Genomic DNA, 14598 nt, shown 5'->3' with positions numbered 1-14598 from the left:
CGCCCTTCCCTTGTTCGTGTTCGCCTCGCCCGCGGCTCAGGCCGGCTCGGGATCGGGCCGGGGCGAGAGCGGCACCGAGACCGCCGGGCCCGCCGGACGCTTAGCGTCGGCCTCTTCGCGCACCGGCGGCACGCCCTTCAGCGCGTTGACGATCTCGTCGCCGCTCAGGGTCTCGTACTCCAGCAGGCTGCGGGCCAGGGTGTGCAGGTCTTCCATCTTCTCGGTCAGGATCCGCCGAGCCTCGTCCTCGCCGGACTTCACCAGGCGCTTGACCTCCTGGTCGATGAGCTTGGCGGTCTCTTCCGAGACGTTCTGGTTGCGGGCGACGGAGTGGCCGAGGAAGACCTCTTCCTGGTTCTCCCCGTACTCCACCGCGCCCAGCAGGTCGGAGAAGCCCCACTTGGTCACCATGGCGCGGGCGAGCTTGGTGGCCTGGCCGATGTCGGAGGAGGCGCCCGAGGTCACCTTCTCCTTGCCGAAGATCAGCTCCTCGGCCACCCGGCCGCCGAACAGGATCGCCAGGCGCGAGGTCATCTGCTCGTAGCTCATCGAGAACTTGTCGCGCTCGGGCAGCTGCATGACCATGCCGAGCGCGCGGCCGCGCGGGATGATGGTGGCCTTGTGCACCGGGTCGGTCGCCGGCACCGACAGGGCCACCAGGGCGTGGCCGCCCTCGTGGTAGGCGGTGAGCTTCCGCTCCTCGTCGGTCATGACCATGGACTTGCGCTCGGCGCCCATCATGACCCGGTCCTTGGCGTCCTCGAAGTCGGCCTGGGTGACCATGCGGCGGTTCTTCCGCGCAGCCATCAGGGCGGCCTCGTTGACCAGGTTGGCCAGGTCCGCGCCCGAGAAGCCGGGCGTCCCGCGGGCGATCACCTTGACGTCGACGTCGGCGGCCAGCGGCACGTTCTTCATGTGCACGCGAATGATCCGCTCGCGGCCGTTGATGTCGGGGTTGGGCACCACGACCTGGCGGTCGAACCGGCCCGGCCGCAGCAGGGCGGGGTCGAGCACGTCGGGACGGTTGGTCGAGGCGATGACGATGATCGCTTCGTTGGGGTCGAAGCCGTCCATCTCGACCAGCAGCTGGTTCAGCGTCTGCTCGCGTTCGTCGTTGCCGCCGCCGAGGCCCGCGCCGCGATGGCGGCCGACGGCGTCGATTTCGTCGATGAAGATGATGCAGGGGGCGTTCTTCTTGGCCTGTTCGAACATGTCGCGCACGCGGCTGGCGCCGACGCCCACGAACATCTCCACGAAGTCCGAGCCCGAGATATAGAAGAAGGGCACGCCCGCCTCGCCCGCGACCGCGCGGCCGAGCAGGGTCTTACCGGTGCCGGGCGGGCCCACCATCAGGGCGCCCTTGGGGATCTTGCCGCCCAGGCGCTGGAACTTCTGCGGGTCCTTCAGGAAGTCGACGATCTCGGTCAGCTCTTCCTTGGCCTCGTCGACGCCGGCGACGTCGTCGAAGGTCACGCGGTTCTTATTCTCGGTCAGCATGCGGGCCTTGGACTTGCCGAAGCCCATGGCCCCGCGCGCGCCGCCCTGCATCTGCCGCATGAAGAAGATCCAGACCCCGATCAGCAGCAGGATCGGCAGGCTGTTGAGGATGAAGCCGATCAGGGTGAAGCCGCCGGCCGGCTTGACCGAGATGTCGGCGCCCTGGCCTTCGAGCCGTTTGACCAGGTCGTCCTGGTTGTTGGGCGTGACCGCGGTGTAGGTGCGGTTCGACTGGTCCTTCACCTCGACGGCGGCGCCGCGGATGATGGCCTGTTTCACCTGGCCGCCGTTCACCTTCGACAGCAGCTGGGAATAGGTGATCTCGCTGGCGCCGGCGGCGCGACCGCCGCCGGTCATCATGCTGTAGAGGCCAATCAGGACGACGACGATGACGCCCCAGATGACGAGATTGCGCAGATTCATCGGTGTTCAGACCGTTCGAAAAGTTTCGAGCCGGGAGATGCGGCCCTGACGGGAAGATAGGACGCCGATCGGCGTTCCACCAGGAAGCGGGCGAGAACGCGACCGAAGACCGCGCCTTGACCATTCAAAAGAGACATATCCGAAACAGAAAAGGCCGCGCCTTGCGGCGCGGCCCTTCTAAATAGGCGCTGTTTCCGTCAGGCCAGCTCAGCCTTAGCGGCCGACCGGCTTCTTCGGCGCAGCGATCAGGCCTTCGCGCTGAGCGCGCTTGCGGGCCAGCTTGCGCGCCCGGCGCACGGCTTCCGCCTTTTGGCGGGCGCGCTTCTCGGACGGCTTCTCATAGTGCACGTGGCGCTTCATCTCGCGGAACGAGCCTTCGCGCTGCATCTTCTTTTTCAGCGCCTTGAGGGCCTGATCGACGTTGTTGTCGCGGACGAAAATCTGAACCAGGGCTATCTCTCCTGTTGCACGCTAGACCGCCCGGCCCCCTCATCCCTCTTTTCAGGGGCGGCGGCGAGCGAACAATGGAATTCGACAAATGTCTGACGCCCGTAGGCTTGAGGCCTCCGGGTTGAGCCGCGCGCAATACCAGATCAGACTTGGCGTGTCCACGCCGCGACGCCATCATCCGATAAGGCTAGAATGGGTTTCATGACCGACCCCGCGGACCCGACTAAAGGCGACTGGACCAAGGACGCCGAGCAGCGCCTGCTGGAGCAAGCGATCCGGTTCGCGCCGATCGAGGGTTGGACGAGCCGGATGACCCGGCTCGCCGGCCAGGCCGCGGGCTTTTCCGAAGGCGAGACCGAACTCCTGCTGCCGCGGGGGCCCGCCGACCTCGCCGCCCTGTTCTCCCGCCGCCACGACGCCCGCGCCCTGCTGATGCTGCAGGCGACGGCGCCCGAGACCCTGAAGGTCCGCGAGCGCGTCGCCCGCGCGGTCGAGGCCCGGCTCGACGCCGCCGGCGACGACGAGGCCGCCGCGCGGCGCTGGGCCGGCTTCCTGGCCCTGCCGCAGAACCTCGCGGTCGGCGCCCAGCTCGCCTGGGAGAGCGCCGACACCCTCTGGCGCTGGGCCGGCGACACGGCCACCGACGAGAACCATTATTCCAAGCGCGCCCTGCTGGCCGGGATCCTGACCGGCGCCGTCGCCATCCGCCTGAACGCCGGCCGCGGCGCAGCCCTGCGCTTCGCCGACCGCCGCATCGACGAGGTCATGCGGTTCGAGAGCTGGAAGGCGGCCAGCGGCTTCAAGCCGACGCAGCTGATGGAGACCGCCGCCGCGGTTCTCGGGCGGATGCGATACGGCCGGGCGGAGCGTCCGTCTTAAAAGACCGGTCTCAATTCGCAGCGTCTGCGGCCGCGTCGCCCCGGCGGCGATCATGGAGGCGAGCTGACCGAGGGTCTGGCGCGCGTGTTCGACGTCATGCCGCCGCGCCTGCGCCGGCGGCGACGCCGCGGGACCAGTGATGCATCCGGTCCCACATCTGCCGCCGCGTGCCGGCGAAGGTCTGGCAGTGACCGGACCGCGGCAGGATGTGCAGGGTGACGTCGCGGCTGGAGCGATAATAGGCCGGCTCCCCATGCGGATCGGGCGAGACGTCCCGCTCGGCGAGGCAGACGTAGACGGGGACGTCGATCCGCGCCGCCTCGTCCTTGACGATATGAGTCCGGATGGAATCGAGGCCGATGCAGGCGGGCGTCTCCACCGCCAGCAGGTCGTCCGCCGCGATCACCGCCGGGGGCACGTCTTCCCAGTGAAAGCCTTCATGCAGCGCAGCGCGGTCGTTGCGGCTGTAGTCCGGTCCCTCCGTCGGGATGAAATCGGCGGCGCGGAGCTTTTGCCCCTGCATGGTGAAATGGACGCCTTCGGCGGTGTAGCCGATGACCATCACCCCGTCGTAGCTGCGATGCTCGGCCTGCTGGATGATGGTCAGCATGCCGCCCATCGAATGGCCGCCGCCGATCCGGGCGAAATCCGGGATGGGAGGAAGGTCGGGATGCAGGCCGCCCGAGCGGAGCCTCGCGTAGAACTGGCCGACCGCGGCATGGTTGGCCATGGCGACCACCTGTCGGGTGGCGTTGCGCTGTTGCAGAAGCCGGGTGCTTTCACCGACGCCCAGGTGATCGCTCAGCAGGACGATATTTCCCAGCGACGCGAGGTGTTCGGCGGCGCTGTAGCCGGGAAAGCCTTCGATCTCCGCATGATGGTAGCGCTTGTCGTAGCTGCCGCCGGCGCCCAGCGTGATCGCCGCCGGACGACCCCCAAGCCGGCCCAGGTCGTCGGGGAAGAACAGCCAGCCTGAGATGGCGGCGCGGCGGCCCCCAGTGGCGGCGGCCGGCAGGGCCTCGGTCACGTCGAATGAAAGGGGTATCGGTCCCGGCACCGCGCGCTCTCCCGTCAACGCCCCGCTGGCGGGGGCTTAAGTCATCAATTGATGACATATCGGACCTGCCCGCCTGTCAATGCTTGTCCGCCTGCCAATCCTGGGCGAAGGGTCGACCATGCCGACGAACAGCCCTGCCAAGCAGCGTGACGCGCCCCGGACGAAGGCGAGAATCCTCGCCGCCGCCCAGCAGGCGTTCGCGGAGCTCGGCTACTCGCAGGCGGGCATCCGCGACATCGCGGCCATCGCCGGAGTCGATTCCGCCCTGCTGCAGCGCTATTTCGGATCCAAGGCCAAGCTCTTCGAAGCGGCCCTGATCGACGCCATACCTCGGTTCGAGGCGCTGGATCTGGCGCAGGAGGGATTTGGCGCGCGACTGACGGCGAAATTCCTCGAGGCCTTCCTCGACCTGCGCGCGCAAGCGATGATCGCCCTGTCGATCAGCGATCCCGAGGCGCGGATGATCAGCGCCCGCGTGATGGAGGAATACGGCATCGAACCTCTCGCGCGCTGGCTAGGCCCGCCGAACGCCCGCACCCGGGCCATCCGCATGACCATGCTGTCGACCAGCTTCATGCTCTACACGCGCCAGATCCCCCTGATGTCCCCCGATGCGGCGATCGACAGCGAGACGTCGGAATGGCTGGGCCGATCGCTCCAGGCGATCATCGACGAACGCTGACCTCGGCCCGCGGGCTCAGCCGAACAGCTTGCTCAGCGCAGCGGCTTGACCCGGTTGATGTGGCCCATCTTGCGGCCGGGCTTGGCTTCGCGCTTGCCGTAGAGGTGCAGCCGGGTTTCGGGCTCGGCGGCGAACTTCAGCCAGGCGTCGGCCTCGTCGCCGAGGAGGTTGAGCATCTCCACCTGGGCCACGGCGCGGGCGCGCGCCAGCGGCCAGCCGGCGACGGCGCGGATATGCTGTTCGAACTGGTCGACCTCGCAGCCGTCCTGGGTCCAGTGGCCGGTGTTGTGAACGCGCGGCGCGATCTCGTTGACCAGCAGCCGGCCGTCGGAAAGCTCGAACAGCTCGATGCCGATCACCCCCACGTAGTCGAGGCCCGAGAGCACCTTGGCGGCGATCCGCTCGGCCTGGTCGGCGAGCGGGACAGACACCCTGGCCGGCGCCAGGGTGCGGCGCAGGACGCCGCCCTCATGGTGGTTCTCAGCCAGGGGATAGGCGGCGATGGCGCCGTCGCGGCCGCGGGCGGCGATCACCGACAGCTCGCGCACGAAATCGGCGGGCGCCTCGACGATCACCGGTTGGCCGCCCAGGGCCTCGAAGACGGTTTCGGCGGCGGCGACGTGCTCGACCCAGCGCTGCCCCTTGCCGTCATAGCCCTCGCGGCGGGTCTTCATCAGGCAGGGGACGCCGATCCGGGCCGCGGCCGCGGCGGCTTCGGCGGGCGTCGAGGCCTCGGCGAAGGCGACGGTGGCGACGCCCTGGGCATTCAGGAAGGTCTTCTCGTCGACGCGATCCTGGGCGACGGACAGCGCCTTGGGGCCCGGCGCGACCTCGAGGCCCAGCGCCGTCAGCGCCTGAACCGAGGCGGCCGGCACGTTCTCGAACTCGTAGGTGACGACGTCGGCGGCCTCGGCCAGCGCCTTCAGCGCCGCGGGGTCGTCATAGGCTCCCACCAGGGTGCGCACCGCAACCCGGCCGGCAGGGCTGTCGGCGTCGCGCTCCAGCACGACGACGTCGAAGCCCAGGCGCGACGCAGCTTCGGCCAGCATGCGGCCGAGCTGGCCTCCGCCGAGTATGCCGATGGTCGATCCGGGCGGAAGCGGGAAGCGGGCCATGGGGATCTACGCGTCCTCGACGCTTTCCGGGATGCTGTCGGTCTGCTGTCGGGCGAAGGCGGCGACCCGCTCGGCGAGCTTGGGATCGGAGAGGGCGAGGATCTTGGCGGCCAGGATCGCGGCGTTCTTGGCCCCGGCCTCGCCGATGGCGAGCGTGCCCACCGGAATGCCGGCCGGCATCTGCACGATGGAGAGCAGGGAATCCATGCCCTTCAGCGTCCTGGACTCGACCGGCACGCCCAGCACCGGCAGGTCGGTGAGCGATGCAGTCATCCCAGGAAGATGCGCCGCGCCCCCGGCGGCGGCGATGATCACCTTGACGCCAGCGGCCTGGGCCCCCTTGGCGAAGGCGTACATGCGGTCGGGCGTGCGATGGGCGGAGACCACCTTGGCCTCGTAGGCCACCCCCAGCTCGTCCAGCATTTCGGCGGCGTGGCGAAGCACCGGCCAGTCAGATCGGCTGCCCATGATGATGGCGACGGGCGCGGCGGCGCTCATTTTCCTAACAGACCCCCGTAAGCCCCAGAAACAGCAAGAAAGAGATAGGCGCGTCGAACAGCGACGCCGCCGTCCACTTTCGCCTGACACGCGTCAGCCGGAAGGGCGCGGAGTATAGGCGCCGGCATTGCCGCCGCAACCAGGATGGCTAAATTCCACCAAGGTCGCCCTTCGGCGCGATTCCTTGCTGAGAGTTGAGGGCCGGGCTGCATGATGATCACGGCTGCCGACAACGACCGCCCGACCCCCGGGGGGCCCGCCGAACTGGCGCGCGAGAACGCCGAGCTGCGCGCCGAGCTCGCCCGGTTGAAGGCGCGCCTGGAAGAGGCGGAGGGGCTGGCCGACCGCGACGCCCTGACCCCGCTGTTCAATCGCCGCGCCCTGGTGCGCGAGCTGGTCCGGACGTGCGACTTCACCGAACGCTACGGCGCCTCGGCCAGCCTCGCCTATTTCGACCTCGACGGGCTGAAGGCGATCAACGACCGGTTCGGCCACGCCGCCGGCGACGCGGCGCTGAAGGCGGTCGCCGCCCAGCTCCTGGGACATATCCGCGGCTCGGACGTGGCCGGCCGAATGGGGGGCGACGAGTTCGCGGTGATCCTGGCGCAGACCAACGGCTTCCAGGCGGAGGCCAAGGCCGAATCCCTGGCTGCCGCCATCGCCGCCGCGCCCGTCGAGGGCCTGCCGCCGTCGATGCAGGTCAAGGTTTCCTGGGGCGTCGCCGAGATCCGCGCCGCCGCCGATCCCGAGGCCGTCATCGCCGAAGCCGACGCGGCCATGTACGCCAAGCGGGCTGGGCGGGAGTAGCGGCGACTCGCGAACGCTCGCACGCTCCTTCTCCCCTTGTGGGAGAAGGTGGCCCGCGCAAGCGGGTCGGATGAGGGGTCTCTCAGAACTCTCGGACGAGCGGCGGCGCTGTCGAGGCGGAGGTCATCTTCGACCCCTCATCCGTCGGGCTACCGCCCGACACCTTCTCCCACAAGGGGAGAAGGACGATGTCGCCGCCACGCCCTAGGCGATGAGGTCGGGGTTCAGCTGGGCTTCGATGCGGCTGATCTCGTCCTTCATGGCGAGCTTCTTCCGCTTCAGCCGGCCGATCAGCAGCATGTCCGGCAGTGGCGAGGCCGAGAGCGCATTGACGGCGGCGTCCAGGTCGGCGTGGTCCTGACGAAGTTCCGCCAGTCTTGCCCGCAGCGCATCTTCTTCGAGTTCGTCCATGAACATCGACATTACGCCAAGCCCGCCGCGAGCGCAGCCAGCGCATCGTCCGGCGCCGGCCGTCCCCAGGCCTTTACGGCCGCCGTCAGGGCCTGCAGCGCCGAGCCTTGATCGCCGGCTTCCGCCTTGTCAGCCGGAGCGCCGCTGAGCGCTTCCAAGGTCTCGACCAGCACGCGCTCGGCGCGCAGCTCGGCCGCCTTGACGTCCTCCCGCAGGCCCTCGCGCGCGGCGTCGGCCACCGGCGGAAACGGCGCCTTCAGCGCGCGACGCACCGCGCGCAGCGGATGAAGGGTCGTCTGGTCCCAGGTTTGCGCCACCCGGGTCGCGGTTTCGAAAACGCCCGCGTCCGCAGGCCTCGCCCACGCCGCCCACAGCAGGACGGAGGTGTTCTGGCCAAACTCGTCCTGCAGCGTCAGGCAGGTCTCCGGAACCCCTGGCCGCGCATAGGCGGCCAGCATCCAATCCCACAGCGCCATCGGCTCAGTCCTCTTCGTTCAGCGGGGCGATGTCCCCGCCCCAGCGCCGCACCGGCCGCCAGGCGAGCCCGAACAGGTCGAGCGCCCGGCCCACCGACTGGTCCACCATCTCCGCCAGGCTCTGCGGCCGGGCGTAGAAGGCTGGCAGGGGCGGGGCGATGATCGCGCCCATTTCGGCCAGTCGCACCAGGGTTCTCAAGTGACCGAGGTGCAAGGGCGTCTCGCGCACCATCAAGACAAGCGTGCGACGTTCCTTAAGGGTCACGTCCGCCGCGCGGCTGAGCAGGGTGGAGGTCACGCCGGTGGCGATCTCGCTCATGGTGCGCACCGAACAGGGCGCTACGATCATGCCCAGGGTGCGGAAGGAGCCGGAGGCGATCGAGGCGCCGATGTCGGTGACCTTATGGACCACGTCGGCCTTGGCCTGGACCTCGGCCAGGGTCAGATCGCTCTCCTGGGCCAATGTCAGCATCGCCGAGCGGCTGATCACCAGATGGCTGGCGACGCCCAGCTCGCGGCAGGCGTCGAGCGCGCGCAGGCCGTAGGCGACGCCGGAGGCGCCGGAGATCCCCACCACAAGCGGCGGTTGTTCATCTTTCGACATGCAGAAGGCCCCAAACGCCTGAATCAACGGCGCCGCGTCAGCTCCACCGGCTGCAAAGATATGTGATCTGACAGTCGGGGGAAGCGGGTGTTCACTCAAACTCCCCCCAGCGAGGAGACATACCATCATGGCCGTGGAAGCCAGGATCCGCGAACTCGGATCTCGCCACCAGTCTCTCGATCAAGCGATTCAGGACGAACTGCGCAGGCCCGCTGCCGATGACCTCAGACTGAGGGAGCTCAAGCGACAGAAGCTCAAGCTCAAGGAAGAGATGGAGAGTCTGCGCGGGCGAGCCCACTAAACCGCAGGGGCGATCCGGGGCCGCCGCTCATCCCGCGCTGGCGCGGGGTGGGCGGCGTTCCCGCGTGTCCGAACCTAGTCTTCGTCTTCGTAAGCCTCGGCGTCGTTCGGCGCGAAGACGTTGCGCAGGTCGGTCTTGCGCTCGCGCTCCTCCGGCTCCTCGACGTCTTCGTAGGCGCCCGCTTCGGACGCCGGACGCAGGGTCGGGCCCTCCACGTCGACGATGCCGCGACGGGCGTCGTCCTTGGCCTTCTTGTCGGCCGCTTTCCGCACCACCCCGTCCAGCTCCAGCTGGCTGGCGAGGCCGAGCGTCACCGGGTCGACCGGCTTGATGTTGGCCGAGTTCCAGTGGCTGCGGCTGCGCACCTGGTCGATGGTGGCCTTGGTGGTGCCCAGCAGGCGCGCGATCTGGCTGTCGGCGACTTCCGGGTGGTTGCGCAGGAACCAGGCGATAGCGTCCGGCCGATCCTGGCGGCGCGACACCGGCGTGTAGCGCGGCGCCTTCTTGACCGGCTTGAGGAGCTCGGCGTGCCGGCTCTTCTGCGCCTTCATGCGGTAGGCGGCGTTCTTCTGCGCCGCGTCCAGCTCTTCACGGGAGAGCTGGCCGTTGGCGATCGGGTCGGCGCCGCGAATGTCGCGCGCCACTTCGCCGTCGGCGATCCCCTTCACCTCGAGCGGATGCAGGCCGCAGAAATCGGCGATCTGCTCGAAGGTGAGCGAGGTGTTGTCCACCAGCCAAACGGCGGTCGCCTTCGGCATCAGGATGTCGGTCATGGTACTTTCCGGCTCTCGGAAACGAAGGCGCCCGGCCTTTCGGCCGGGCGGTGCAGATCGTTATATAGGCCGGATCGCGCAATCTGGGAACCGCATTATCGCCGCGCGGCAGCGAGCGAGCGTCCTGCGCCGCCCTCAAGCCAGCAGGATCGCGCCCGCCTCCAGACTGCTCGCCTGGACGCCCACCAGGATCACCTGATCCGCCGCCAGGCCGAGGGCGATGACCGTGTCGGCCCCGCTCTGGGTCAGGGTGTAGCTGGCGATCCCGTCGAGTTGGATGCGGTCGCCTTCGTTCAGATGGAAGTCCAGCACCCGATCGGCGCCGCCGTTCGGGGCGACGTGGAAGAGGTCGGCCCCCGTCCCGCCGGTGAGCGTGTCATCGCCCAGATCGCCGAACAGCTGGTCATTGCCCGCCCCGCCGTTCAGCACGTCGGCGCCCTGGCCGCCGCGGACGATGTCGTCGCCGGTCCCGCCGGTGACGGTGTCGAGGCCGAGGTTGCCGTTGAGGATGACATTGCCGCTGTGGGCGGTGACGCGGTCATTGCCCTGGCCGCCCAGCAGCCAGTCGGCGCCCCCGGCGCCGCCGTCGATCGTATCCTCGCCCTTGTTGCCGTTGACCGCGTCGAAGTCGGCGCCGCCGGTGATCGAGTCCGAGCCGTCGCCGCCGAACAGCTGGTTGCGGCCGGCCGTCCCGCCGTCGAGGGTGTCGGCGCCGGTCCCGCCGTCGATGGTGTTGCCCGCCGCGTTGCCGTGGATCACGTCCGCCCCGCCGCCGCCGACCGCGTTCTCGATGACCACGTTCTGGGCGATCGCGACATTGCCGACGAGACCGCCGACGTTCGAGAAGAAGCCGGCCCGCAGGTCGATCACCTGGCTGTTGCTGTAGCCTGAGAAGTCGAAGGTGTCGGTCCCGCCGGCGTCCCAGGCCGCGAACACCAGCTTCGAGGCGCTGGAGCTGGCGATGAACCAGGGCGCGTCCGCGTTGGCGTGAAAGCCGTAGACCGTGTCGCCGGTGCGGGTGGCCATGTTGGCGCCGTAGGCCTGCTGGGCCGCGGCGATGTCGTCCAGCATCGGGGCGGCGGGATAGGCCCCGCCGAAGTTGGCCCCGGTGTTGGCTTCGCTGAAATAGCTCATGACCGAGTACTGACGGTCGTCCTCGTAATAGCTGGCGTCGGCCGCGTAGGTCGGGTCGGCGTCGGTCAGCGAGTCGTAGTCGGACGGATGTGCCAGGCCGATGGCGTGGCCCAGCTCGTGCACCAGCACCGTGGCGCCGTATTGGCCGAGCGTCGGGTTGGCGTTGTAGCTGAGGCTCGAATTCACCCAGACGTCGCCGTCGGTCGAGCTCGCGGCCGTCGATCCCGGATAGTAGGCGAAGGCCGAGGCGTCCTCTTCGCCGGAGGTGTAGCCGCCCAGCAGGATGGAGGCGTTGTTCGAATAGGCCCCCTCGCCGAAGGTCCCGACGCCGACCCTTACGAAGCGGATGTTGGCGACGTCGGACCAGGCCTTGAGCGCCAGCTCCGTCGCATTGATCTGAGCCTGGGTGAAACGCTGGAAGCCCGCGGTGTCGGACGGCATGTCGAAGGGCGCGGTCGAGCGATAGGCGTAGGTCACCGTGTACGCTTGGCCCATCGCCCCCCAGCCCGGCTCGCCTCGCAGCAGCTGGTTGGCGGCCTGGTCGATCGTGTAGCTGATCTTGCCGTTGCTGCCGTACCCCGTGCGCGCGTCGGCGTTCAGAAAGCCCTGCGGCTGCAGCTCGAAAGCGTTTCCACTCGCCATGCCAATACTCAGGTTTGTCCTTACGACCCAACAACTTACATCAGGGCGTCGATGAATGCCGGCTGAAAATCCCTCCGCCTGCGACGACAGCCTGCCGTGAGCGTAGGTCCCGGCAGGATAGACGGACAGCCTTCACCCAAAATGAACGTGCGGCAAAAACGCCCGCCAAGGTTGTCATCGACTTCACGATCAACGCCCTATCGAAGCTGCTCGCTGAGTGAGCGCCTTCAGCCGCAGGGCGTCAAAGGGCGCGGCGCTCTTCACGTCGTTGTCAAAGTAGGCGTAGACGTCCCGCCCCTCGCGGCGCCAGCGCCCGATGGCCTCGGACCAGCGCCGCAACTCGGCCTCCGGATAGCGTCCGACGTAGCGCCCGCCGGGCCCATGGCCGCGGAGATAGACCCAGGAGGCGGTGACCTCCCACGGCGAGGGCGCCGAATGGTGGTCGGAGATGCAGAGCGCCGCATCGAAGTCGGCGAGGATCTGGAAGATCTCCGGCGCGTACCAGCTCTCGTGACGGAACTCGACGGCGTGGCGCCGGCCCTTGGGCAGCAGGCCGAGGAAATCCGCCAGCCGATCGTCGTTCCGCCGCAGCTGCGGCGGCAGCTGGATCAGCGCCGGGCCGTAGGCGCGACCGAGCGGCGCCATGCGGCCGAACACCAGGGCGACGGACTGCGCGCAGTCCTTGAGCTTCTTGTTGTGGGTGATGAAGCGGCTGACCTTCCAGGCGAAGACGAACGCCGCGGGCGCGCCCTTCGCCCAGCCCTCGACCGCCGCCTCGGACGGCAGGCGGTAGAAGCTGGCGTTGATCTCCGCGGTGTCGAACCGGCTGGCGTAATAGGCCAGCCGGTCGCGGTCCTTGACCCGCGGCGGATAGAAGGGGCCGCGCCAGTCCTTGTAGGCCCAGCCCGAGCAGCCGATGCGAAGCGCGCTCATGACGCCTCGAAATGCTCAGCCGCCCCGTGCGTTGCCGATGCGGGCGGGGGTCAGAGCTCCTGGCGCCCGACGATGCGGATGCCGTAGCCGCCCGAGCCCGGCAGGCGCAGGTTCGCCTTGGCGGCGGTCAGAAGGATGATGTCGCGGACCCCGAGGTCCAGCAGGATCTGGGCGCCGATGCCGTAGTCGCGCTGGATGTTGGCGTCCTGCTGCACGTCCGGCTGGCCGTACTTCTGCGACATGGCGTCGGGATCGGAGCTGCGGATGAAGACCGCCACGCCGGCGCCGTCGTAGGCGCCGATGGCGCTCAACGCGCGCGGCACGAAGTCCTGGCGGGTCTCCACATGCCCCAGCATGTCGGCGGCCATGTCCACCTTGTGCATGCGCACCAGGGTGGGGCTGTCGATGTCGATCTTGCCCTTGGTCAGCACCACATGCTCGGTGCGGTCGAGCACGTTGCGATAGATCAGCATGCGGAAGCGGCCGCCGTAGACGCTTTCGAACGGCGTATCCAGCACCCGCTCCACCTGGCGCTCGGTGCGGCGGCGATAGGCGATCAGGTCGGCGATGGTGCCGATCTTCATGCCGTGCAGCTGCGCAAACCCCACGAGGTCCGGAAGGCGGGCCATGGAGCCGTCGTCCTTCATGATCTCGCAGATCACGCCGGCGGGGTTCAGCCCGGCCAGGCGAGAGATGTCGACCGCCGCCTCGGTATGCCCGGCGCGGACCAGGACGCCGCCGTCCTTCGCCACCAACGGGAAAACGTGACCCGGCGAGACGATGTCGTCGGGACTCTTGGTCGGATCGATGGCGACGGCGATGGTGTGCGAGCGATCGTGGGCGGAGATGCCCGTCGTCACGCCTTCGCGGGCCTCGATCGAGACGGTGAAGGCGGTGCCGTGGCCGGCCTGGTTGTCCCAGGCCATCGGCGGCAGGCGCAGCTGGCGCGCGCGCTCGGCGCCGATCGACAGGCAGATCAGGCCGCGCGCGTGGCGGGCCATGAAGTTGATCTGGTCCGGCGTGGCGAACTGCGCCGGGATGATGACGTCACCCTCGTTCTCGCGGTCCTCGGCGTCGACCAGGATGTAGGGGCGCCCGTTGCGGGCGTCCTCGATGATGTCCTCGATCGGCGAGATGGCGGAGGCGACGTCGTCGTCCGACGTCCCGTCGCCCGGGGGCACGAGATAGGGCTTGGTCATCAGCGAACCCGCATCCTGGCGAACTCCATCACCTGTTCCGCCACGGTCTGCAGCGCCCAGGCGTCCTTTGGATCACGACAGGCGCCGGTCTCGTCGAACAGGCCGGCCGTGGAGTTGAGCGCGGCGCCGAACGGCGTCGGCCAGCCCCGCATTGCATGTATGATGCCGCGCAGCGCGTTCAACGTGCTGCCGGTCGCCTGCCAGCCGTAGGCGGTGACCACGGCGCCCACCGGCTTGCCGTGGAAGTAGGGCGAGGCGTCCTTGGCGGTGATCTCCAGGGTGTCGAGGGCATTCTTCACCACGCCGGAGATCGAGCCGTGATAGCCGGGGCTACCGATGATGACGCCGTCGGCCTGGCGCACCGCCTCGACCAGCTCCAGCTGCTCGGGCGTGGGGTCGCAAGGGCGGGGATCGAAGATCGGCAACTTGGCGAGGAAGTCGCCGCCGAACAGGCGGGTCTCGGCCCCCATCGCCTCGGCCGTCCGCAGGCTGCAGATCAGCGCCGTCTCGGTCGTCGAACCCGCGCGGATGGTTCCGCCGATGCCCACGATCAACGGCCGTCGGCCGCCAACTTGTTCGCTCACTCCCCGAACTCCTTTTCACCTGCTGACCGCGCGCCGGCGTTTCCCATCGTCGCGACCTATAGGCCCATCCTTCTCTGGCGCCATACATTGTCGCCGTCCGCCTCGCACGAGCAAAGTTGCGCGAGCCATCAGG

At 68.7% G+C, this 14598-nt stretch carries 17 protein-coding genes; 4 read left to right on the top strand and 13 right to left on the bottom strand.

All coding sequences use genetic code 11. The features are described from left to right. Positions 1 to 36 precede the first annotated feature (36 nt). Together ftsH and rpsU are read right to left on the bottom strand one after the other, a co-directional pair. Positions 37 to 1920: an ATP-dependent zinc metalloprotease FtsH gene (gene ftsH, locus ACSQ2B_RS25185; RefSeq protein WP_436054157.1), complete on the bottom strand. Its 1884-nt coding sequence runs from the start codon at positions 1918 to 1920 to the stop codon at positions 37 to 39. A gap of 213 nt (positions 1921 to 2133) precedes the next feature. Continuing rightward, positions 2134 to 2370 carry a 30S ribosomal protein S21 gene (gene rpsU / locus ACSQ2B_RS25180; RefSeq protein WP_436054183.1) on the bottom strand — a complete coding sequence of 79 codons (237 nt, stop codon included), beginning with the start codon at positions 2368 to 2370 and terminating at the stop codon, positions 2134 to 2136. Positions 2371 to 2571: 201 nt separating this feature from the next. Between rpsU and ACSQ2B_RS25175 the strand changes: the two genes are divergently transcribed. Further along, complete coding sequence (locus tag ACSQ2B_RS25175) at positions 2572 to 3249, top strand: COQ9 family protein (protein ID WP_436054156.1); 678 nt, start codon at positions 2572 to 2574, stop codon at positions 3247 to 3249. A gap of 94 nt (positions 3250 to 3343) precedes the next feature. Here the strand turns inward: ACSQ2B_RS25175 and ACSQ2B_RS25170 are convergent, their stop codons facing one another. Beyond that, positions 3344 to 4306, bottom strand: a complete 963-nt coding sequence (locus tag ACSQ2B_RS25170) for an alpha/beta hydrolase (protein ID WP_436054155.1) — start codon at positions 4304 to 4306, stop codon at positions 3344 to 3346. A gap of 118 nt (positions 4307 to 4424) precedes the next feature. Between ACSQ2B_RS25170 and ACSQ2B_RS25165 the strand changes: the two genes are divergently transcribed. Beyond that, positions 4425 to 4988: a TetR family transcriptional regulator gene (locus tag ACSQ2B_RS25165; protein WP_436054154.1), complete on the top strand. Its 564-nt coding sequence runs from the start codon at positions 4425 to 4427 to the stop codon at positions 4986 to 4988. Positions 4989 to 5020: 32 nt separating this feature from the next. On the opposite strand, the gene ACSQ2B_RS25160 is transcribed toward ACSQ2B_RS25165, so the two are convergent. Together ACSQ2B_RS25160 and purE are read right to left on the bottom strand one after the other, a co-directional pair. Continuing rightward, a complete protein-coding gene (locus ACSQ2B_RS25160) occupies positions 5021 to 6103 on the bottom strand; it encodes a 5-(carboxyamino)imidazole ribonucleotide synthase (protein ID WP_436054153.1) in 1083 nt (360 codons plus the stop codon). 6 nt (positions 6104 to 6109) lie between these two features. After that, positions 6110 to 6601 carry a 5-(carboxyamino)imidazole ribonucleotide mutase gene (gene purE / locus ACSQ2B_RS25155; protein ID WP_436054152.1) on the bottom strand — a complete coding sequence of 164 codons (492 nt, stop codon included), beginning with the start codon at positions 6599 to 6601 and terminating at the stop codon, positions 6110 to 6112. 210 nt (positions 6602 to 6811) lie between these two features. Here purE and ACSQ2B_RS25150 point away from each other — a divergent pair, with 210 nt between their 5' ends. Next, positions 6812 to 7408 carry a GGDEF domain-containing protein gene (locus ACSQ2B_RS25150; protein ID WP_436054151.1) on the top strand — a complete coding sequence of 199 codons (597 nt, stop codon included), beginning with the start codon at positions 6812 to 6814 and terminating at the stop codon, positions 7406 to 7408. Between the two features lie 204 nt (positions 7409 to 7612). Here the strand turns inward: ACSQ2B_RS25150 and ACSQ2B_RS25145 are convergent, their stop codons facing one another. The 3 genes from ACSQ2B_RS25145 to ACSQ2B_RS25135 are packed head-to-tail and all read right to left on the bottom strand — an operon-like array spanning position 7613 to position 8899. Continuing rightward, a complete protein-coding gene (locus ACSQ2B_RS25145) occupies positions 7613 to 7819 on the bottom strand; it encodes a YdcH family protein (RefSeq protein ID WP_436054150.1) in 207 nt (68 codons plus the stop codon). Positions 7820 to 7830: 11 nt separating this feature from the next. After that, the gene (locus ACSQ2B_RS25140) at positions 7831 to 8295 is read right to left on the bottom strand and encodes a TIGR02444 family protein (protein WP_436054149.1); all 465 of its coding nucleotides are present in this window, start codon (positions 8293 to 8295) and stop codon (positions 7831 to 7833) included. Between the two features lie 4 nt (positions 8296 to 8299). Continuing rightward, positions 8300 to 8899 (bottom strand): UbiX family flavin prenyltransferase, encoded by a 600-nt coding sequence (locus ACSQ2B_RS25135; RefSeq protein WP_436054148.1) that lies wholly within the window; start codon positions 8897 to 8899, stop codon positions 8300 to 8302. Between the two features lie 127 nt (positions 8900 to 9026). On the opposite strand from ACSQ2B_RS25135, the gene ACSQ2B_RS25130 reads away from it, so the two are divergent. Then, complete coding sequence (locus ACSQ2B_RS25130) at positions 9027 to 9200, top strand: YdcH family protein (RefSeq protein ID WP_436054147.1); 174 nt, start codon at positions 9027 to 9029, stop codon at positions 9198 to 9200. Between the two features lie 74 nt (positions 9201 to 9274). Here ACSQ2B_RS25130 and ACSQ2B_RS25125 read toward each other — a convergent pair whose 3' ends face one another. The 5 genes from ACSQ2B_RS25125 to ACSQ2B_RS25105 form a co-directional block, all read right to left on the bottom strand. Continuing rightward, entirely contained in the window at positions 9275 to 9973 is a 699-nt protein-coding gene (locus ACSQ2B_RS25125) for a DUF1013 domain-containing protein (RefSeq protein ID WP_436054146.1), read from the bottom strand. A 135-nt stretch (positions 9974 to 10108) separates the two neighbouring features. After that, positions 10109 to 11749: a M10 family metallopeptidase C-terminal domain-containing protein gene (locus tag ACSQ2B_RS25120; protein ID WP_436054145.1), complete on the bottom strand. Its 1641-nt coding sequence runs from the start codon at positions 11747 to 11749 to the stop codon at positions 10109 to 10111. 189 nt (positions 11750 to 11938) lie between these two features. Continuing rightward, positions 11939 to 12682, bottom strand: a complete 744-nt coding sequence (locus ACSQ2B_RS25115) for a DUF72 domain-containing protein (RefSeq protein ID WP_436054144.1) — start codon at positions 12680 to 12682, stop codon at positions 11939 to 11941. Positions 12683 to 12732: 50 nt separating this feature from the next. Further along, a complete protein-coding gene (gene ribB, locus ACSQ2B_RS25110) occupies positions 12733 to 13881 on the bottom strand; it encodes a 3,4-dihydroxy-2-butanone-4-phosphate synthase (RefSeq protein ID WP_436054143.1) in 1149 nt (382 codons plus the stop codon). After that, positions 13881 to 14465: an NADPH-dependent FMN reductase gene (locus ACSQ2B_RS25105; RefSeq protein ID WP_436054142.1), complete on the bottom strand. Its 585-nt coding sequence runs from the start codon at positions 14463 to 14465 to the stop codon at positions 13881 to 13883. The genes ribB and ACSQ2B_RS25105 overlap by 1 nt, the downstream gene beginning before the upstream one ends. Positions 14466 to 14598 lie beyond the last annotated feature (133 nt).

Source organism: Phenylobacterium sp. LjRoot225, from assembly GCF_964252855.1.
GTDB lineage: Bacteria > Pseudomonadota > Alphaproteobacteria > Caulobacterales > Caulobacteraceae > Phenylobacterium.
The sequence above is the reverse complement of the archived record's forward strand: the minus strand, read 5'-3'. Positions and strand labels throughout refer to the sequence as shown.